This is a genomic window from Sphingomonas panni, assembly GCF_022664435.1.
Taxonomy (GTDB): Bacteria; Pseudomonadota; Alphaproteobacteria; order Sphingomonadales; family Sphingomonadaceae; genus Sphingomonas; species Sphingomonas panni.
Map to the genome: position 1 here is coordinate 726,551 of NZ_JAKREU010000001.1, position 17,956 is coordinate 744,506.

Genomic DNA, 17,956 nt, shown 5'->3' on the forward strand with positions numbered 1-17,956 from the left:
GCGATCGGCGGAGGGCATTGGATCAATGACCCACATCCTCGGCCTCACCGGATCGATCGGCATGGGCAAGTCGACGGTCGCCCGGATGTTTCGCGACCTGAACGTCCCGGTATTCGACGCCGACGCCACCGTCCACGCCCTGCAAGGACCGAACGGCGCCCTGCTCCCCGCGATCGAGGCCGCCTTCCCCGGCACCACCGGCCCGAACGGCGTCGACCGGCCGCGCTTGCGCGACCGGATCTTCAACGATCCCGACGCGCGCCGCCGCCTCGAATCGATCGTCCATCCCGCCGTCGCGACCGAACGGCAACGCTTCCTCGCCGCCCATGCCGACGCACCCCTCGTCGTCCTCGACGTCCCGCTGCTGTTCGAGACCGGTGGCGACTCACGCTGCGACTCCGTGGCGGTCGTCTCCGCTGCCGCCGCAGTACAGCGCGCCCGCGTCCTCGCCCGGCCCGGCATGACCGAATCGGCCTTTGCCGCGATCCTCGCCACCCAGCTGCCCGACGCCGAAAAACGCGCCCGTGCCCAACATGTTATCCACAGCGATACGACACTCGCCGCGACGCAGGCGCAGGTCGCCGCGCTGGTCGCTTGCATGGGGGCACGCGAAGGCGGATAAGGTGGGAATGCGTGAAATCGTGTTCGATACCGAAACTACCGGCTTCAAATTTTCGGAAGGCGACCGGCTGGTCGAAATCGGATGTGTCGAACTGGTCAACCGGGTCGAAACCGGTGCCACCTTTCACCGCTACTTCAATCCCGGCCGTCCGATGCCGAAGGAAGCGGAGGCGGTGCACGGCCTGTCCGACGTTTTCCTCGCCGACAAGCCGGCCTTCCATACCGCGATCGACGAGCTGCTCGACTTTCTCGGCGACAGCCCGCTGATCGCGCATAACGCCAGTTTCGACTTCGGCTTCCTGAACGGCGAACTGGGCGCGGCGAAACGCGATCCGATCAGCCTGACGCGCATGGTCGACACACTAGCCATCGCGCGCAGCCGCCATCCCGGTGCCAAGCATACGCTGGATGCGCTGTGCGTCCGTTTCGGCATCGACCGCAGCCGCCGCGTGCTGCACGGCGCACTGCTCGACGCGCAGCTCCTGTCGCAGGTCTATGTCGAATTGATGGGCGGTCGCCAGATCGGCTTCGGCCTCGACGCAGCCCCGGCGGAGGTCGCCGATACGGTGGAGATCGTCGCCCCCTCGCGCGTCCGCCCGCCGCGCCAGTTTTCGGCCAGCGAGGCCGAACTCGCCGTCCACGCCGCGTTCGTCGGCACGTTGAAGGACCCGTTATGGGGCCAGTCGCCGACCTGAGGCGTTGACAACACCCGCTTTGAGCGGCTCTCACGATTTCACAATGACGGAGGATTACATGGACATCCGGGTTTCGGGGCACCAGGTCGACACCGGGGACGCGCTGAAGGAGATGGTCCAGGAGCGACTCCAGGGCATCGCCGACAAATATTTCCAGCGCGCGATTTCGGCGACCGCGACGTTCAGCAAGGGTCCGCACGATAACGGCTTCGTGTGCGACATCGTCTGCCACGTGACCCAGGGCCTTGTCCTCAAAGGCCATAACACCGGACAGGAAGCGCAGGGCGCGTTCGTCGGTGCCGCGGACAAGATCGAAAAGCAGCTGCGCCGCTACACCCGCCGCCTGAAGGATCGCAACGCGGCACAGGTCGTGGCGATGAACGAGGCCGGCGGCTATGACAACGGCTTCGACAACGCCGGCTATACCGTGTTCGGCGGCGGCGAGCAGGAAGAAGAAGAGGTCGCCGACGCCCCGCTCATCATCGCCGAAACCCGGGTCGACGTGCCCGATGCCAGCGTGTCCGACGCGGTGATGATGCTCGACCTGCGCAACACCAACGCGCTGCTGTTCAAGAACAGCGGCACCGGATCGTTCAACATGGTCTATCGCCGGCATGACGGCACGATCGGCTGGGTCGAACCCAATCGCGCGGCCTGACTTGTACGATTTCCATGATCTCGTAACGTCCGAAACGGTGCTGGCGGAGGTTTCCGCCGGCGCCCGCAAGGGATTGTTCGCGCATATCGCCTCCGTCGCCGAACAGGTGGCGGGGGTCGATGCGAAGCTGGTGTGCGACCGGATGGTCGACCGCGAAAAACTTGGCACGACCGCGTTCGGCGGGGGGATCGCCATTCCCCATGCCCGGATCGAATGCCCGCGCGTGTTCGGGGTCTTCGTCCGGCTCGCTCGCCCGATCGATTTCGCGGCGGTCGACGAACTGCCCGTCGACCTGATCTTCGCGCTGGTGTCGCCGCCCCAGGCGGGCAGCGATCATCTGAAGGCGCTGGCGCGGGTGTCGCGCGCGCTGCGCGATGCGGCGTTCCGCGCGAAGCTGCGCGGGGCCGGATCGGCCGACGCGCTTTATGCATTGCTGTCGGGTGTCGAGGCGCGTGACGCAGCCTGACGTGCCGGCCGGCGAGGCGGCGCATTTCCGGGCATTGGAGGCACTCTATGCCGCCGCCCCGATCAACCGCCTGTTCGATTCCCGCCTCGAAATCGTCGAGGCCGGCGTGGCGCGTATCCATTTCACCATCGACGAACGCCACTTCCATGCCGCCGGCGCGGCGCATGGCACGACCTATTTCAAGATGCTCGACGATGCCGCCTTCTACGCCGCCAACAGCCTTGTCACCGACCGTTTCCTGCTGACCACCGCGTTCAACCTGCTGCTGCAACGGCCGCTGGGGCCGGGTCGGGTCGTCGCCGAAGGGCGCTGGGTATCGGGCAGGCGGCGCGTATTCATCGCCGACGCGCATCTGATCGATGCCGAAGGCGAGGAAGCGGCACGCGGCACGGGCACATTCATGAAGAGCCGCATCCCCCTCGCCACCCTGCCCGGCTATTCCGCACGGTGAACGACTGGCCGACGGCGCTGCGCGTCAACGCCTTCACGCGCGCGGTCGAGGCAGCGGGTGGCAGCGCCATGGTGCTGGCGCGCGGCGACCGGGATTCGGGCGTCGTCCTGCTGCTCGCGATCGACCGCGACGGCACCGCCCGGCTGCTGGAACGCGAACGCGACCTTGACGGACACAGCCGTGTCATCCACCGCAAACCCGATCTTGTGGCAGAGCGCGACCTGACCCCCTATTGGCAGGAACGACGGGAACGCGATCCCGATCTGTGGGTGGTGGAGGCGATCGTCGCACGCCCCGAACCGCTCGCCGCTGAAACCCTGTGGGCCGATTGACCCTGCGACTCGGGAGCCGGTAAGCGCCGTGCATCGGACAAGAAGCGCTGGACCGGTCGTGTTGGGACAGGTGGCGCAGTCGGGGGGCAGGCGTCAGCGTTCCACGTGGAACGTGTTCTGACACGGGTTCACCGCAAGCTAGTGACGACGCATGAAGCTGCGCTTCCCCATGGTGGTGCTTGCCGCCATGACCCTGTTCGCCGGAATGCCCGCCGCCGTGTCGGCGGAGGAAGCCTCGCCCGGCTCCGTCACCAACCTGTCGACCCCGGCGAAGGTTCCCGTCCGCTTCGCCCCGCCACAGGAAATCGTGCAGGATATCGCGGCAAAGCCCGCCCCGGTCGCCGATGCGACGGACGAAGCGGAGAGCGACGCCGATTACGCCACCCTCGCTGCCGCTGTCGCGGCCCAGCCCGCCACGATCGACGACGAGGAACTCAACTGCGTCGCCATCGGCGTCTATTATGAATCGAAGGGCGAGCCGCTGACCGGCCAGCTCGCCGTCGCCGACGTCATCCTCAACCGCGCCAGCTCGGGCCGCTTTCCGCCCTCGGCCTGCGGCGTACTGACCCAGCGCAGCCAGTTCTCGTTCGTGCGCGGCGGCCGCCTGCCGACTGTCGATACCAGCCGCCCGGCCTGGAAGACCGCCGTCGCCATCGCGCGCATCGCCCGCGACGACCTGTGGAAAAGTCCGGCAAAGGGCGCGCTCTTCTTCCACGCCCGCCGCGTCAGCCCGAACTGGGGCAAGACCCGCGTCGCCTCGCTCGGCAACCACATCTTCTATCGCTAAGCCGCAACACGCTTCCCTTGTTCGTGTAATGTTCCTATACTGCGCCGATGGCCAGTATCGCTCTCGGTGCCCAACCTCCCGCCCCCGACACCCATCCGCTTATCGCTGCCGAAGTCGCGCGTGGCGTCACGCGCATGTTGCTCGCCCATGATCTGACCGCGATGGCCGAGGTGCCACTCGACGGCGGGCGGCGTGCCGACCTGATGGCGCTGGACGCGCGCGGGCAGATCGTGATCGTGGAGATCAAGGTATCGCGCGCCGACCTGCTCGGCGACGGCAAATGGACCGATTATCTCGGGCATTGCGACCGCTATTTCTGGGCGGTCCCGGCCGGGTTCGACGTGACGCCGCTGTCGGGTGAAGCCTTCCTCCCCGACCGCACCGGGATCATCGTCGCCGACCGCTATGAAGCGACGATCCTGCGGGAGGCATCGACCACCCCCCTGCCCGCCCATGTCCGCAAGCGCTGCACCCTGGCCTTTGCCCGTCGCGCCGCCCGCCGCCTGATCGGCGCGGTCGACCCCGAAGCGATCCAGGGATTCTAGCCCCCCGTTCGGTTCGAGCAGCTTCGAGCCTGTCGAGAAGCGCCCGTTAAGAACCCCTCCGAATTGTTGCCTAGAACCGCCGCCACAGTGCACCGGCGGCCCAACCGAAGCCGACCGACAGCAGCACCGCCGCCAATCCGTACCAGACCGACGCCCGGTTCGCGGCCAGTGCCACGAACCGCTCGAACCCCGACTTGCGGATCTCGATATCGCGCACCGCCGCCGCCAGCACGCGCCCGTCGCGGATCAGGAAGGTTTCGGCGGTGAACTTGCCGACCGGCACCCGCGCGGGAATCGTGATCGCGGCGCGGTACAGCACGTCGTCGGTGATCTCGACCGCCCCCGGCGTCTCGCGATAAAGCCCGGCCCGCTCGCGCAGCGCCACGAACCCCTTGGCAAAGCGCGCCTGGTCCTCCGCCGACGTGCCGGCCGCGGGCGACAATTGCAGGCTGTCGAGACCGAGTTCATAGATCGCCCGCGTCCGTTCATCGACCATCCGCTCGATCGGGCGGGCCGATGCGATGGCGTAGAAGGACGGCGCGGAGCGATAGCGCATCCGGTCGGCATTGACCCAGATGCCGGCCACCTTTTCCTTCTCGCGGACCACGATCGATTCGGGCGGCCCCTTGACCACCACGACGATCTCCGCCGGCCGGTCCCCCTGCGGCACCCGCCCGCCGGGATAGAGGATCGCGCCGAACAGCAGCAGTTCCGCGCCGGTGAAGGAATAGGCGATCTGCACGTCGCGGGTCGACACGTCGGGCACCAGCACCGGGGCCGCCGCCGCCATCGTCAACGGCGCGAGCAGCGCGAGGGCGACTGCCCGCCTCATGCCGGCTGCACCGTATAGATGTCGTCGGGCCGCCAACCGAGGCCCAGCGCCATGCGGAACGCCACGACCAGCACGATGATGGCCAGTGCTAGGCGAAGATATTCCGGCTTGGCCTTTTGCGCGAACCGCGCACCGATCTGCGCACCGGTCACCGATCCGATCAGCAGCAGCACCGCCAGCACGATATCGACCGCCTTGGTCGTCAGCGCATGGACCATCGTCGCCGCGGCGGTGACGAACAGGATCTGGAACAGCGACGTGCCGACCACCACCCGCGTCCCCATGCCCAGCAGGTACAGCATGGCAGGCACCAGGATGAACCCGCCGCCGACCCCCAGCAGCACGGTCAGCATCCCCGTCGCAAAGCCCAGCAGCAGCGGGGCCAGCGGCGAAATATACAGCCCCGACGCATAGAATCGCCAGCGAAGCGGCAGCGCGGCCACCAGCGGATGATGCCGCCGCCGCGCCGCCCGGGGCGGGATCGCGCCGCGCAGCACCCGTACCGCGCCGATCGCTTCCTTCAGCATCAATCCGCCGATCGATCCCAGCATCACGACGTACAGGATGGCGATGACGGTATCGATCTGCCCGCTCGCTTGGAGCAGGCGGAACACCCCTGCCCCCGCGACCGACCCCAGCACGCCGCCGGCGACCAGCACCCATCCCATGCGGAAATCGACCCCGCCGCGCCGCAGATGCGCGAACACCCCCGACACGCTCGCCCCCGTCACCTGGCTGGCGGCGGAGGCGGCGGCGACGGTCGGCGGGATGCCGTAGAAGATCAGCAGCGGCGTCGTCAGGAACCCGCCGCCGACGCCGAACATGCCCGACAGGAACCCCACCCCGCCGCCCAGCAGCACGATGACCAGCGCGTTGACCGACAGGTTGGCGATGGGGAGGTACAGGTCCATGGCCGCCCCGGTTACCGCGTTCGGCGATAACGTGCCACCCGCCGGTTCAAAAGTCGCTGCCGATGGTCAGCGCCGGGCCAGATCCCGGCGCGGCGGTCCCGCCGATCCGTTGCCGCCAGTCGAGCGACAGCCGCACCGCGCCCTGCCCCACCGGCACCGCCGCGACGGCGGAAGGGCCGACATCGATCCGGGCGCCGTCCCGCTGCGCCGCGCCCCAGCCGCCGATACCGAACCGCAGCGCCATCGGTCCCGTCTTCGCAACCGGATGCAGCACCCTGGCCGCACCATCGGCATAGGGCTCGACACCCGTCCGCACGACCGCACCGGCCTGGCCATAGGCTTCGAGCGCGAACCTGCCCGGCAGCGGCCGGCCGATCCCGGCGATCAGGCCCATGCCGGTTCCGCTCCGCCCGCGATCGAGCCCCATGCGCCGCTCCACGACCAGCGCGATCGGCGCGTGCCGCGGACGCCATTCGACGCCCAGCGCCGCCTCCCGTCCCGTTCCGGCCAGGGGGGTCGCGACTCGCGCCGCCACGGCCGCACGGCCATCCTGCGTCACCGGCATCCGCACCCGCATCCCCGCCTGCCCACCGCCCAGCTGGACCGGACCGCCTGTCGCGGCACCCGGCCGGGCCAGCGCCCAGATGCTGACCATCATGCGCGGGCCGGACGCGGGCGGCAGCGGCGACGACAGGATCGGCGCGGCGGGGTGTTCCACCGGCCGCGCCGAATCGAACCCGACCAGATTCAGCAGGGCCAGCCGCACCCGGTCCGAATCGGCCGTGACGGCAGTAGCATCGCGCGCCGCCCGCATTACCGGTCGCCGCACGGGTGCCGCCGTCGCCCGAACGGCGACCGGCGGCGCAAGGGCGCGGCGCGGCGCGGCAACCCGTGGACCGATGGCGGCGGCAGGCCGCACCATCGCTGCCCCCTGCCCCACCGGCAGCACGATCCGCACCCAGCGCTCCGGCGGCACCCCCTGTGGCCAGAGCCATGCGACCCGCATCCCGACCCAGCCGATGGTGACCATCGCCAGGAACCGCAGCGGACGCCCCCGCGCCGGGGTCATGCGTCGGGCAATCCGGCAATGTCGGGAAAATGATGCGCGGTCTTGTCCCACCGCACCGGGCGTCCGCGCAACGTGCCGGCATAGCGCACCACCGCCCGCCGCGCCGCCAGCAGTGCGACGAGGTTGCCGACCAGCATCCGCGGGATCGACCGCCACGCCTCACCCCGGCCATAGGCATGGCGTACCAGCGCCCAGCGCATCGCGGTCCGCCACACCAGCAGGCACAGGTTGATCGCCAGTACCAGCTGCAGCACCGGGTCGACCGGTGCGGGTTTGGTTCCCGCCACGCCATGCAGCATCACGGCCAGCCCCCATGCGACCAGCGCGACATAGGCGATGGCCAGCACCGGAATCGCCAGGATCGCCCGGCGGTCGCGCATCCGCATCCAATGGTCGTGCAGGCCCCCGCCCGCCTGCCACCCGATGCGATCCCATCCGGCCAGCGCGATGCCGGTCATCCACCGCGCCTTTTGCCGGACGGCGGCGTCCAGTCGCGCGGGGAAATAGGCGCGCACCGCCACCGGTGGCCCGCCCGGCGTCTCACGCACCCGGACGAACACCCCCCGCCCGCCCAGCGCGCGGACGGTCAGCCCCAGTTCGTAATCTTCGGTCAGGCTGGTTTCGTCGAACGGCACGCCGCCGCGATGCTCGGCGATGCGCTGCAGCATGTCCGCCGAAATGGCGCAGCCGACCCCGGCCAGCGGCAGCTCCGCGCCCAGCGCGCCGCGCACCGGCAGTTGCCGGCCATGCGCTTCGGCGAATTCGTCGATATAATGCCCCGATACCCACCGCGATTGCGGATCTGCCAGCGGCAGGACCGGAACCTGTACCGTATCGGCATGGCGGAGCAGATGGTCGTAGACCCGCAATTCGCCGGGATGGACCACATCCTCGGCATCGTGCAGCACGATCGCGGTGAACGGCCGCCCCTCCGCCATGCCATCGGCACAGACCGCGCGCCACAGCGCGTTGAGGCAGTCGGCCTTGGTCGTGGGGCCGGGGGCGGGCGTCACGGTCAGGCGTACCCGGCTGTCTTCGGTCGCGACGGCGACGATCGCGCCGATGGTCGCGCGGTCGTTGGGATAGGCCCCGACATAGAGTCGCCAGTCGGGATGGTCGAACCGGGCCAGCGTCGTGCGCAGCATCGCGCCGATCACCGCCGCTTCGTCCCATGCCGGCACCACCACCGCGATCCGACCGGTACAGCCGGCTATCGGGAAATCGGCCAGGATCGGATCAGGGGTCTTGCGCACCCATCGGCGCAGGCTGCGTGCCAAGAATGCGGCATCGACCGCCAGGTCGTCCAGCCCGCCGATCAGGAAACCGACAGCGGCGAACAACATGGTCTCGCGCATGATTGCGTCGATCCACGCGATCACCGCCTCCATCCCGTTCCCCCCGAAACCGTTTCGGTTGATACCGTATGCCAGGGAATCGCGGGTGGGCAAGACGTTCGCTGCTGCGGCAAACGCCTTCATCCATAGTATTTATCGAAAGCGATTGAACCGGTCGGGATTCGGGACGTTGGCGCAAACGGTCCTAAATCCCCTTTCGGGACTGGTGCCCCGCGCACCGGCCGCGCCGATCGTATCGACGGCGCGGCCGAACCGGGTCTTACCAATAAAAGTTGTGGATCACGTCGATGACGCGGCCCCGCCGGTAATCGACCAGCACGACGTCGTTGTAATGCCGTACCCAGCGCTGCGCTCCCCGCGCGGGCGGCAGGCGATAGCGGCCCGGATCGGCGATCCAGTAACGTTGCGCATAATAGGGGCGGCCGATGGCGACGCCCGGACGGAACGTCTGATACCGGAACGGCGCGTTCCAGTTGCCACGGGCATAGACGTTGCGATGCCCCTGCCGATAGGCGCGCCAGTCATTGCGTCCCCATGCCCGCTCGCGCCGGGTTTCGCGATAGTTGCGCTGGGCGCGGTCCAGCTCGCGGCGTTCCTCGCGAATGTCGCGCGGATCGCCCCGGCGCAGCGCCTGACGATATTCGCGACGCTCCTCGCGCACGTCCTGCCGGTCGCGGCGCAGTTCGTGGCGCGACTGGGCCATGGCCGGCGTGGCGATGGCGGGGAGGGCGACGGTCGCGGCCAGCGCCGCCAATATGATCTTTCGCATCGGATTGCTCCTGTCCTCGTGACGAGAACGGAGATGCCGGAGTCGCGCTGAACGCTTCGCGAATGCGATTGTCAGCTTTTTGAAAGACTTGTCCGGAAAAACCGTCATTCCCGCGCAGGCGGGAATCCCTAAACGCCAACGCTACGCATCCAGTCACGGCCGTTGGGCATATCGACTCCCGCCTGCGCGGGAGCGACCAGACCGCTTGGCTGCTCTTACCGGTTCTGCGCCGGCCCGCCGGTGCCGGGTGCGCCGACCGTGCCGATATTGCCGAACAGGTCGCGGAAGAAGTTCGATTCGCGGCCCAGCGTCGGCGTCTTCTTGTCCCACGGGCTGATACCGACGACCTGATCGACGCCGGTGCGGTCGATCGCGGTGACGTTGCCCGCTTGGTCGAAGCTGATCTTCAGCGTCGTCTGGTCGACCGCACGCGGGCGGTTGAACGCCAGGTTGCGGCTGTCGCGCGACAGATAGAACCATTCGCGGTCCGAAAACTGGCCGACGAAGGTGGGCGTGCCCAGCGTCTGCAGCACCGACTGACGGGTGTCGACCCCCGGCTGGACCGCGTTGACCAGATCGGGATCGATGACATAGCCCTGGTGGCTGCGCAGCTTCGTGCAACCTCCCAGGCCCGCCGCGGCACAGGCGATCATCAGCGCCACTGCGCCACGGGTGGGGAAGCGAACCATAAAATCTCCGTCCAGCGAACGCGCGACCGGGCGCACGCGATTGCATCGCGCAGCCATGCGTTCAATATGACGGACCCGCGCCATCCACAAGCGCGCCCTTCATCTGCCCGGAGAGTCATGCCGCTATCCCGCCTGTTCCGTCGCGAACCGCCGCCGCGCATCGCCGCCACGCTGTACGAGGCGGTCGTCGCGCGCGGGCGGATGCCGCACTGGTATCTGGCCGGTGCGGTGCCCGACACGCTCGACGGGCGGTTCGACATGATCGCCGCCGTGCTGGCGATGGTGATGCTCCGGCTGGAGGGCGAGGGGGCAGGGGCCGCTCCCGCCGCGAGCCTCGCCGAATGTTTCGTCGACGACATGGACGGGCAGCTGCGCCAGATCGGCTTTGGCGACATGGTCGTCGGCAAGCATATCGGGCGGATGATGGCGGCGCTCGGCGGACGGCTGGGGGCCTATCGCGACGGGCTGGCCGGTGGCGACTTCGATGCCGCACTGGTGCGCAACCTGTATCGCGGCGAGCAACCCGCGCCCTCCGCGCTTGCCCATGTCGCCAGCGAACTTCGCGCCTTCCGCGCCGCACTGGACGGCGTGGCCATCGACGATCTTCTAGCCGGAAAACTGCCATGACCCCCGAATTTTACCGCCCCGTCCGCATCGACCAGATCGGGGAGGGGGAGATGCGTCAGCATATCGCCGCCGACACCGACGAACGTCGCCGGCTGATGGGGCGCTTCAAACTCCTCGAACTGGACCTGCTGGAGGCCGACTATACGCTCCGCCGCGACGCCGCCGGCATCGTCGCCACCGGGCGGCTGACGGCGAAGGTCGCGCAACCCTGCGTCGCCAGCGGCGAACCCGTGCCGGAATCGGTCGACGAAGCCTTCACCCTGCGCTTCCTGCCCGAAGGCAGCGTGGAGCATGGCGAACTCGAACTCGACGACGATGCACTCGACACGATGTTCTACACCGGCGCGTCGATCGACCTCGGCGAAGCGGCGGCGGAAACCCTCGCGCTGGCCCTCAACCCCTATCCGCGCAGCCCCCATGCCGAGGAAGCGTTGCGCGCGGCGGGCGTGCTGAAGGAGGAAGAGGCAGGACCGATGTCCGCGCTGGGCGGCCTTGCCGACCTGTTGAAGAAATAGGTTCGCGCAGAGACGCGGAGACGCGGAGAGAAAACCAGCTGCGAAGCAGCCCTCACTGTTCGCTACCGCAGAGCGCGACGTCTCCCGAACGCGCGCCATGCGCCAAGTACGCAACCCCTCCGCGTCTCAGCGTCTCCGCGCGAACCCCTAAACTTCTTCCTTCGCGCCCTTCGCGCCTTCGCGTGAACCAGAAATCCCCCGCGCCAGCAGCGAAGCGATGACATCCGCCACGTCCTCCGGCGTGCGATCCTCGTCCCACACGCCATAGCGCAGGCCCAGAAACACGTTCATCCCCATGATCGCCCAGGCATGGACCTCCGCCTGGGTGTCGTCCGGCCCGGTGCGGATGCGTGCGGCGATGCGCTCGGCGGTCGTCGAATAATGCCTGCGGAAACTGGCCGGATCGACGAACTCGGCCTCGTCGATGATGCGGTAGATTTCCTTGTGGCTCCGCACGAAGCGGATGAATTCCAGCAGGCCGGCGCGTTCCGCCGCGATGCGTCCGTCCGCCTCGCGAATCGCCGGGCCGACATGATCGCGCACCTGCGCCGACATGTCCGCCACCAGCGCGCGGAACACCGCATCCTTCGAATCGAAATAGGTGTAGAAACTGCCCAGCGCCACGCCGGCCCGCCGCGTGATCCCGCTGATCGATCCCTCGTGAAACCCCTTTTCGCCAAATTCGGCGGCGGCGGCGTCGAGGATGGCGCGCTGCGTCCGGCGACCGCGTTCGGTGCGCGGCACCTTGTCGACCGATGCGGGGGCACCGGGACCGGCAGCGTCGGTCGCCATGATTTTTCTCCTCTCCCTCCGGGCATAAGTTGAAACCCGGTTCAGCTTTCAGTATAGTGAAGCGCAACGACGTACAACCCGGCCAACGGGGGGCGTTCAAATCAGGGAGAGGTCGATGCGCCGCACATTCGCAATCCGCGCCAGTCTGTTGATGGGGGCGGCGCTCGCCGCTTCGCCGGCATTGGCGCAAACCACGGAAACCCCGCCCGCCGCGCCGGCCGACTCGGCGTCGGTGGTCGAGGATCAGGGCGATGGCGATATCGTCGTCACCGCCCGCCGCCGCGCCGAAAGCGTCATCGACGTGCCCATCGCCATGTCGGTGGTGACCGGGGACCAGTTGACCCGCACCGGCGCGGTCGACATCACCGCCCTGCAGGACAAGACCCCCAACCTGACGCTGCAGATCGCGCGCGGGTCGAACTCGACGCTGATCGCCTTCAGCCGCGGCGTCGGGCAGCAGGACCCGCTCTGGGGCTTCGAACCCGGCGTCGGCCTGTATCTCGACGACGTCTATGTCGCCCGGCCGCAGGGCGCGGTGCTCGACATCTTCGACGTGGAACGGGTCGAGGTACTGCGCGGGCCGCAGGGGACGCTCTATGGCCGCAACACCATCGGCGGCGCGATCAAGTACGTGACCAAGCGGCTGGGCAACGACTATGCCGCCACCGCCCGCGCCTCCTATGGTTCCTACAACCAGTTCGACCTGGTGGGGCAGGTGACCGTGCCGATCGGCGATACCTTCGCGATCGGTGGCGCAATCGCCCGCTACAAGCGCGACGGGTACGGCACCAACCTGACCACCGGGGCGGACCAGTATGACAAGGACGTGCTGGCCGCGCGCGTTTCGGCCGAATGGACCCCGACCGATGCGATCTTCGTCCGCGTCGCGGGCGACCGCACGCTCGACCGGTCGAACCCGCGCCACGGCACCCGCCTCGTCGGCAACGGCAACGACCCGCGCTATGCCCCGACCGGCAATGTCTACGACACCCGCGCCGGCATCGGCGACCGCAACCGGGTGGTGGCGCAGGGCCTGTCGCTGACCGGCGAGTTCCAGCTCAGCGACCTGCTGACCTTCAAATCGATCAGCGCCTATCGCGAAGGCGCGACCAACACCGTCATCGATTTCGACAACACCGCGCTGCCCACGCTCGACGTGCCGGCCGAATATGACGACTGGCAGTTCACGCAGGAACTGCAGCTGCTGTTGCAGGGCGACCGCGTGCAGGGCGTCGTCGGCCTCTATTATCTCAACGCCGATGCGTCGGGTGCGTTCGACACGGTCGTCGGCGGCCTCAACCTGACCACGCTGACCTCGGGTCAGGTCAAGACGAAAAGCTATGCCGCGTTCGGCGACATCAGCTTCGACGTGACCGACCGGCTCAAGATTTCGGGCGGCCTGCGCTATACCAAGGACGACAAGACCGGCACGGTGTTCCGCCGCAACTATACCGGCATCCGCTCGCCCCGCTTCGGCAATGCGAATGCGGTGCCCGGCCTGATCCGCACCGACTACACCAACGACCGCAGCTTCGACCAGTTCACCCCGCGCGTCTCGATCAGCTACGAGCCGCGCAAGGACCTGAACCTGTACGCGTCGTGGGGCAGGGGGTTCAAATCGGGCGGCTTCGACATGCGCGGCGACGCGGTGTTCACGCCGACGACCGTCAATGGCTATGAACCCGAAAAGATCACCAGCTACGAAGTCGGCATGAAGGGCGCGTTCCTCGACCGCACCCTGTTCCTGAACATGGCCGGCTATTATTCGCGCTACACCGACCAGCAGGTCACGATCCAGGTCCCCAACATCGCCGGCGGCATCGCCAGCTTCGTGGACAACGCCGGCAAGGCGGATATCTACGGCCTGGAGATCGAGGGGCGGATGGTCCCGTCGCGCAATTTCTCCGCGCAGGTGTCGTTCGGCTACACCAATGCCGACTACAAGGAATTCCTGACCTTCATCAACGGCGGCACCACCCCGGTCGACGTCGCCAACCAGCGCGTGTTCCAGAATACGCCGGAATTCACCGCTGCCGCCTCGTTCACCGCCTCGACCGATTTCGCCGGCGGGTCGCTGTCGGTCACGCCCGAAGTGACGCTGCGCAGCGACTATTCGCTGTTCGAAATCCCGACCCCGGCGCTCGACCAGGACGGCTATGCGCTGGTCAACGCCTCGGTGAACTGGCTGTCGGACAATGGCCGCTATCGCCTCGGCATGGCGCTGCGCAACCTGACCGACGAACGCTATCGGGTGGGCGGCTACAACTTCCCCGGAGCGCTCTTCGGCAATTCGATCATCGGCTATTACGGCCCGCCCCGCACCGCGACCGCCACATTCGAGGTCCGCTTTTAATCCTCCCCGGTACGGGGAGGGGGACCAGCGAAGCTGGTGGAGGGGGGTATCCCCGAACGAAACCATGGTGGAGGCGGCAACCCCCTCCACCATGCTATGCATGGTCCCCCTCCCCGCGGAGCGGGGAGGATTTTAGAGGGCCATCATGAAAAACCCCCGCCTCACCCTCGCCATGTTGCTGCTGGTCTACAGCTTCAACTTCCTCGACCGGCAGATCCTCTCGATCCTCGCCCAACCGGTCCAGCGCGACCTCGGCCTCGACGACGGACAGATGGGGATGCTGGGGGGCCTCGCCTTCGCGGCGCTCTATTCGACGCTGGCGATCCCCCTCGCGCTGATCGCCGACCGCACCAGCCGGACCTGGGTCATCACGCTCAGCCTCGCGGTATGGAGCGCCTTCACCGCGCTGTGCGGCACCGCGCAGAACTTCACCCAGATGTTCCTCTACCGCCTCGGCGTCGGGGTGGGGGAGGCGGGCGGCGTCGCCCCGTCCTATGCGCTGATCGCCGACACCTTCCCGCCCGAACGCCGCGCCCGCGCGCTGGCAATCTATTCGCTCGGCATCCCGCTGGGCGCGGCGGGCGGCGTGCTGCTCGGCGGCTATATCGCGCAGGCGGTGGAGTGGCGCACCGCCTTCTACACCGTCGGCCTCGCGGGACTGGTGATCGCCCCCTTCTTCCGGCTGTTGGTGAAGGACCCGCCACGCCCCGTCGCCAGCGCCGACCGCATCCCCGTCGGCCGCGTGTTCGGCATCCTCGCCGCCAAGCCCAGCTTCTGGCTGATGGCGTTCGGCGCGGCGGCGGGGTCGATGTGCGGCTATGGCGTCGCATTCTGGCTGCCCAGCCTGATGATGCGCAGCTTCGGCCTCGACCTCGTCCAGACCGGCCAGTTCTTCGGCGCGCTGCTGCTGAGCGGCGGGGTGGCCGGTATCCTGCTCGGCGGATCGCTCGGCGACCGGCTGGGGCAGCGCGACAAGCGCTGGTACGCGCTGCTGCCTGCGCTCTGCTATGTCCTCGGCACGCCCTTGTTCATTGCCGGCGTGCTGTCGAGCGGCTGGGTCGCCGCCTTTGCCCTGTTCCTGATCCCGCAGGCACTGGTCTATGTCTGGCTCGGCCCGGTGCTGACCGCCGTCCAGCACCTCGTCCCCGGCCATATGCGCGCCACCGCCTCGGCCTGTTTCCTGCTCATCAACAACCTGATCGGCCTCGGCCTCGGCAGCTGGGTCGTCGGCCAGCTGTCGAAGGGGTTGGCCCCGACCTACGGCAGCGAATCGCTGCGCTACGCGATCGCGGCGGCACTGTGCCTGTATCTGGTCGCCGGCGCGCTGATGGCGCTCGCCAGCCGCCGACTGGAGCGCGACTGGGTGGCGTGATCCGGTTCACGCGAAGGCGCGAAGGCCGCGAAGAAGATAGATTTCGCGCAGAGACGCAGAGGGGGGGGCGGGACGGGCTGAACTTCCGACCGAGCGTCTACCGACAGCCGCGGGCGCAGCCGAGGATGGGGCCGCCACCATCTGCCACCATCGTCGCCCCGGACTTGATCCGGGGCCCAGCTTCTCCCTTCTTCCGCCGACCGGATTAAGAAGCGGGACCCCGGGTCAAGCCCGGGGTGACGTATGCGGGTGTGTTCTATTGTCTCCGCGCCTCTTCGTCTCCGCGCGAAATCTCCCTTCTTCGCGCCCTTCGCGCCTTCGCGTGAATCCTAACGCTCCCGCGTCGCCGCGAAATTCACCTTCGAATAACGATCGGCAATATAGCCGACCTCCCACGCGCTCTTGGCAAGGAACACCGGGTTGCCATCCCGATCCTTCGCCATCGCGCTGCGATGCAGGTCGGTGAACGCCTTCAAATCCGCCGGATCGGCCGCCGACACCCAGCGCGCCGTTTCGAACGGGGCCATTTCCAGCCCCGCTGCGACCTTGTATTCCACCTCCAGCCGGCTCAGCAGCACTTCGAGCTGCAACTGCCCGACGACGCCGATGACCCAGTTCGACCCGATGTCGGGGTAGAAGACCTGCGTCACCCCTTCCTCGGCCATGTCGTCCAGCGCCTTGCGCAACTGCTTGGTCTTGGTCGGGTCCTTCAGCACCACGCGGCGCAGGATTTCCGGCGCGAAGTTCGGCAGCCCGGTGAAGCGCACATCGGCCCGCTCGGACAGCGTATCGCCGACGCGCAGCGTGCCATGGTTGGGAATGCCGATGATGTCGCCCGGATAGGCCTCGTCCGCCAGCTCGCGTTCGCGCGCGAAGAACAGGATCGGCGAATGGATCGCGATCGGCTTGCCATGGCCGGTCGGGGTCAGCTTCATGCCGCGCTTGAACGTCCCCGAACACAGCCGCATGAACGCGATCCGGTCGCGGTGGTTGGGGTCCATGTTCGCCTGCACCTTGAACACGAACCCGGTCACCCGGTCGTCGGTCGGATCGACCGGGGCCGGTTCGGCCGGTTGCGGGCGGGGCGGGGGGGCGTGGCGCGCGATCGCGTCGATCAGCGAATCGACCCCGAATTCCTTCAGCGCCGACCCGAAATAGACCGGGGTCAGGTCACCCGCGCGGTACGCCGCGCCGTCGAACGCGGCATAGCCGCCGGTTGCCAGCTCGGCCTCCTCGCGCAGCCGCTCGGCCCCCTCCGTCGACAGCACCTCGTCGATGCGCGCATCGTCCAGCCCGGTGAACTGCTCCACCTTGCCCTGGAAATCCTTCGTTCCCGCCTCCGGCTGCAACAGCCGGTTGTCGACCAGGTCGTAAATCCCCTCGAACTGCCCGCCCATGCCCGCCGGCCATGTCATCGGGCACACGTCGAGTTGCAGCATGTCGGCGACCTCGTCGAGCAGCGCGAACGGATCGCGCCCCTCGCGGTCGACCTTGTTGACGAAGGTGATGATCGGCACGCTGCGCAGCCGGCACACTTCGAACAGCTTGCGGGTCTGCGGCTCGATCCCCTTGGCCGCGTCGATCACCATCACCGCCGAATCAACCGCGGTCAGCGTGCGGTACGTGTCTTCGCTGAAGTCCTCGTGGCCCGGCGTATCGAGCAGGTTGAAGGTCAGGCCGTTCCGCTCGAACGTCATCACCGACGAGGTGACCGAAATCCCGCGCTGCTGCTCGATCTTCATCCAGTCCGACCGGGCGCGCCGCGCGGCACCGCGTGCCTTGACCTCACCCGCCAAGTGAATCGCACCGCCGAACAGCAGCAGCTTTTCGGTCAGCGTGGTCTTGCCGGCGTCGGGGTGGGAGATGATCGCAAAGGTGCGGCGATCGGAAATATGGTCCATCGCCGGCCTTTAGTGTGGGCCGGGGGAGGCGGCAAGATTCGGGTGCGTTCGGCGGGGAAGAAGGTGGGTTCACGCGAAGGCGCGAAGGCGCGGAGAGAAGAAGGGGAGTGGTTCGCGCAGAGACGCGGAGGCGCGGAGAGGTTGCGTTTGCAGAAACCGGGTGCGTACGGCAGACAACTGCGTTCGCTGCAACGGGCAGTAAAGCCGCTATCGCGG

The 17,956-nt window shown here is 67.9% G+C and carries 20 protein-coding genes; 12 read left to right on the forward strand and 8 right to left on the reverse strand.

Annotation, left to right across the window (positions count from 1 at the left end):
- Nucleotides 1-25 precede the first annotated feature (25 nt).
- The 8 genes from coaE to MF609_RS03600 all read left to right on the forward strand — a co-directional run bounded on the left by coaE (nucleotide 26) and on the right by MF609_RS03600 (nucleotide 4,555).
- Nucleotides 26-622, forward strand: coding sequence for a dephospho-CoA kinase (gene coaE, locus MF609_RS03565; protein ID WP_242414918.1), 597 nt, complete (start codon nucleotides 26-28; stop codon nucleotides 620-622).
- A 7-nt stretch (nucleotides 623-629) separates the two neighbouring features.
- Nucleotides 630-1,316, forward strand: a complete 687-nt coding sequence (gene dnaQ / locus MF609_RS03570; RefSeq protein ID WP_242414919.1) for a DNA polymerase III subunit epsilon — start codon at nucleotides 630-632, stop codon at nucleotides 1,314-1,316.
- 58 nt (nucleotides 1,317-1,374) lie between these two features.
- Nucleotides 1,375-1,974 carry a ribosome hibernation-promoting factor, HPF/YfiA family gene (gene hpf, locus MF609_RS03575; protein ID WP_242414920.1) on the forward strand — a complete coding sequence of 200 codons (600 nt, stop codon included), beginning with the start codon at nucleotides 1,375-1,377 and terminating at the stop codon, nucleotides 1,972-1,974.
- Between the two features lies 1 nt (nucleotide 1,975).
- The gene (locus tag MF609_RS03580; protein WP_242414921.1) at nucleotides 1,976-2,440 is read left to right on the forward strand and encodes a PTS sugar transporter subunit IIA; all 465 of its coding nucleotides are present in this window, start codon (nucleotides 1,976-1,978) and stop codon (nucleotides 2,438-2,440) included.
- Nucleotides 2,400-2,891: a PaaI family thioesterase gene (locus MF609_RS03585; protein ID WP_242414922.1), complete on the forward strand. Its 492-nt coding sequence runs from the start codon at nucleotides 2,400-2,402 to the stop codon at nucleotides 2,889-2,891. The genes MF609_RS03580 and MF609_RS03585 overlap by 41 nt, the downstream gene beginning before the upstream one ends.
- Nucleotides 2,888-3,223 carry a DUF1491 family protein gene (locus tag MF609_RS03590; protein ID WP_242414923.1) on the forward strand — a complete coding sequence of 112 codons (336 nt, stop codon included), beginning with the start codon at nucleotides 2,888-2,890 and terminating at the stop codon, nucleotides 3,221-3,223. The genes MF609_RS03585 and MF609_RS03590 overlap by 4 nt, the downstream gene beginning before the upstream one ends.
- A gap of 151 nt (nucleotides 3,224-3,374) precedes the next feature.
- On the forward strand, nucleotides 3,375-4,010 hold the full coding sequence (locus MF609_RS03595; RefSeq protein WP_242414924.1) for a cell wall hydrolase: 636 nt from the start codon (nucleotides 3,375-3,377) through the stop codon (nucleotides 4,008-4,010).
- A 47-nt stretch (nucleotides 4,011-4,057) separates the two neighbouring features.
- A complete protein-coding gene (locus MF609_RS03600; protein WP_242414925.1) occupies nucleotides 4,058-4,555 on the forward strand; it encodes an MmcB family DNA repair protein in 498 nt (165 codons plus the stop codon).
- Between the two features lie 70 nt (nucleotides 4,556-4,625).
- On the opposite strand, the gene MF609_RS03605 is transcribed toward MF609_RS03600, so the two are convergent.
- The 6 genes from MF609_RS03605 to MF609_RS03630 all read right to left on the reverse strand — a co-directional run bounded on the left by MF609_RS03605 (nucleotide 4,626) and on the right by MF609_RS03630 (nucleotide 10,180).
- Complete coding sequence (locus MF609_RS03605) at nucleotides 4,626-5,387, reverse strand: TIGR02186 family protein (protein ID WP_242414926.1); 762 nt, start codon at nucleotides 5,385-5,387, stop codon at nucleotides 4,626-4,628.
- Nucleotides 5,384-6,298, reverse strand: coding sequence for a sulfite exporter TauE/SafE family protein (locus tag MF609_RS03610; RefSeq protein WP_242414927.1), 915 nt, complete (start codon nucleotides 6,296-6,298; stop codon nucleotides 5,384-5,386). Before MF609_RS03610 ends, MF609_RS03605 begins: the two co-directional genes overlap by 4 nt.
- 46 nt (nucleotides 6,299-6,344) lie before the next feature.
- Complete coding sequence (locus MF609_RS03615; protein WP_242414928.1) at nucleotides 6,345-7,367, reverse strand: hypothetical protein; 1,023 nt, start codon at nucleotides 7,365-7,367, stop codon at nucleotides 6,345-6,347.
- Entirely contained in the window at nucleotides 7,364-8,755 is a 1,392-nt protein-coding gene (locus MF609_RS03620) for a glycosyl transferase family protein (protein WP_277991008.1), read from the reverse strand. Before MF609_RS03620 ends, MF609_RS03615 begins: the two co-directional genes overlap by 4 nt.
- A 226-nt stretch (nucleotides 8,756-8,981) precedes the next feature.
- Complete coding sequence (locus tag MF609_RS03625; RefSeq protein ID WP_242414930.1) at nucleotides 8,982-9,491, reverse strand: RcnB family protein; 510 nt, start codon at nucleotides 9,489-9,491, stop codon at nucleotides 8,982-8,984.
- Between the two features lie 215 nt (nucleotides 9,492-9,706).
- Complete coding sequence (locus MF609_RS03630) at nucleotides 9,707-10,180, reverse strand: outer membrane protein assembly factor BamE (RefSeq protein WP_242414931.1); 474 nt, start codon at nucleotides 10,178-10,180, stop codon at nucleotides 9,707-9,709.
- Nucleotides 10,181-10,297: 117 nt separating this feature from the next.
- Here MF609_RS03630 and MF609_RS03635 point away from each other — a divergent pair, with 117 nt between their 5' ends.
- Nucleotides 10,298-10,807, forward strand: a complete 510-nt coding sequence (locus MF609_RS03635; protein ID WP_242414932.1) for a ubiquinol-cytochrome C chaperone family protein — start codon at nucleotides 10,298-10,300, stop codon at nucleotides 10,805-10,807.
- Nucleotides 10,804-11,322: a YceD family protein gene (locus MF609_RS03640; RefSeq protein ID WP_242414933.1), complete on the forward strand. Its 519-nt coding sequence runs from the start codon at nucleotides 10,804-10,806 to the stop codon at nucleotides 11,320-11,322. The genes MF609_RS03635 and MF609_RS03640 overlap by 4 nt, the downstream gene beginning before the upstream one ends.
- A 147-nt stretch (nucleotides 11,323-11,469) precedes the next feature.
- Here MF609_RS03640 and MF609_RS03645 read toward each other — a convergent pair whose 3' ends face one another.
- On the reverse strand, nucleotides 11,470-12,114 hold the full coding sequence (locus MF609_RS03645) for a TetR/AcrR family transcriptional regulator (protein ID WP_242414934.1): 645 nt from the start codon (nucleotides 12,112-12,114) through the stop codon (nucleotides 11,470-11,472).
- A gap of 115 nt (nucleotides 12,115-12,229) precedes the next feature.
- Between MF609_RS03645 and MF609_RS03650 the strand changes: the two genes are divergently transcribed.
- Nucleotides 12,230-14,467: a TonB-dependent receptor gene (locus tag MF609_RS03650; RefSeq protein ID WP_242414935.1), complete on the forward strand. Its 2,238-nt coding sequence runs from the start codon at nucleotides 12,230-12,232 to the stop codon at nucleotides 14,465-14,467.
- Nucleotides 14,468-14,612: 145 nt separating this feature from the next.
- Nucleotides 14,613-15,839 carry a spinster family MFS transporter gene (locus tag MF609_RS03655; RefSeq protein WP_242414936.1) on the forward strand — a complete coding sequence of 409 codons (1,227 nt, stop codon included), beginning with the start codon at nucleotides 14,613-14,615 and terminating at the stop codon, nucleotides 15,837-15,839.
- A 329-nt stretch (nucleotides 15,840-16,168) separates the two neighbouring features.
- On the opposite strand, the gene MF609_RS03660 is transcribed toward MF609_RS03655, so the two are convergent.
- Nucleotides 16,169-17,740, reverse strand: a complete 1,572-nt coding sequence (locus MF609_RS03660; RefSeq protein WP_242414937.1) for a peptide chain release factor 3 — start codon at nucleotides 17,738-17,740, stop codon at nucleotides 16,169-16,171.
- Between the last annotated feature and the right edge of the window lie 216 nt (nucleotides 17,741-17,956).

Coding starts and splice junctions, on each gene's coding strand:
- hpf (WP_242414920.1), top strand. CDS start 1,375: ATGGACATCCGGGTTTCGGGGCACCAGGTCGACACCGGGGACGCGCTG.
- MF609_RS03605 (WP_242414926.1), bottom strand. CDS start 5,387: ATGAGGCGGGCAGTCGCCCTCGCGCTGCTCGCGCCGTTGACGATGGCG.
- MF609_RS03640 (WP_242414933.1), top strand. CDS start 10,804: ATGACCCCCGAATTTTACCGCCCCGTCCGCATCGACCAGATCGGGGAG.
- dnaQ (WP_242414919.1), top strand. CDS start 630: ATGCGTGAAATCGTGTTCGATACCGAAACTACCGGCTTCAAATTTTCG.
- MF609_RS03615 (WP_242414928.1), bottom strand. CDS start 7,367: ATGACCCCGGCGCGGGGGCGTCCGCTGCGGTTCCTGGCGATGGTCACC.
- MF609_RS03645 (WP_242414934.1), bottom strand. CDS start 12,114: ATGGCGACCGACGCTGCCGGTCCCGGTGCCCCCGCATCGGTCGACAAG.
- MF609_RS03620 (WP_277991008.1), bottom strand. CDS start 8,755: ATGGAGGCGGTGATCGCGTGGATCGACGCAATCATGCGCGAGACCATG.
- MF609_RS03610 (WP_242414927.1), bottom strand. CDS start 6,298: ATGGACCTGTACCTCCCCATCGCCAACCTGTCGGTCAACGCGCTGGTC.
- MF609_RS03600 (WP_242414925.1), top strand. CDS start 4,058: ATGGCCAGTATCGCTCTCGGTGCCCAACCTCCCGCCCCCGACACCCAT.
- MF609_RS03625 (WP_242414930.1), bottom strand. CDS start 9,491: ATGCGAAAGATCATATTGGCGGCGCTGGCCGCGACCGTCGCCCTCCCC.
- MF609_RS03650 (WP_242414935.1), top strand. CDS start 12,230: ATGCGCCGCACATTCGCAATCCGCGCCAGTCTGTTGATGGGGGCGGCG.
- coaE (WP_242414918.1), top strand. CDS start 26: ATGACCCACATCCTCGGCCTCACCGGATCGATCGGCATGGGCAAGTCG.
- MF609_RS03585 (WP_242414922.1), top strand. CDS start 2,400: ATGCATTGCTGTCGGGTGTCGAGGCGCGTGACGCAGCCTGACGTGCCG.
- MF609_RS03655 (WP_242414936.1), top strand. CDS start 14,613: ATGAAAAACCCCCGCCTCACCCTCGCCATGTTGCTGCTGGTCTACAGC.
- MF609_RS03660 (WP_242414937.1), bottom strand. CDS start 17,740: ATGGACCATATTTCCGATCGCCGCACCTTTGCGATCATCTCCCACCCC.
- MF609_RS03595 (WP_242414924.1), top strand. CDS start 3,375: ATGAAGCTGCGCTTCCCCATGGTGGTGCTTGCCGCCATGACCCTGTTC.
- MF609_RS03630 (WP_242414931.1), bottom strand. CDS start 10,180: ATGGTTCGCTTCCCCACCCGTGGCGCAGTGGCGCTGATGATCGCCTGT.
- MF609_RS03635 (WP_242414932.1), top strand. CDS start 10,298: ATGCCGCTATCCCGCCTGTTCCGTCGCGAACCGCCGCCGCGCATCGCC.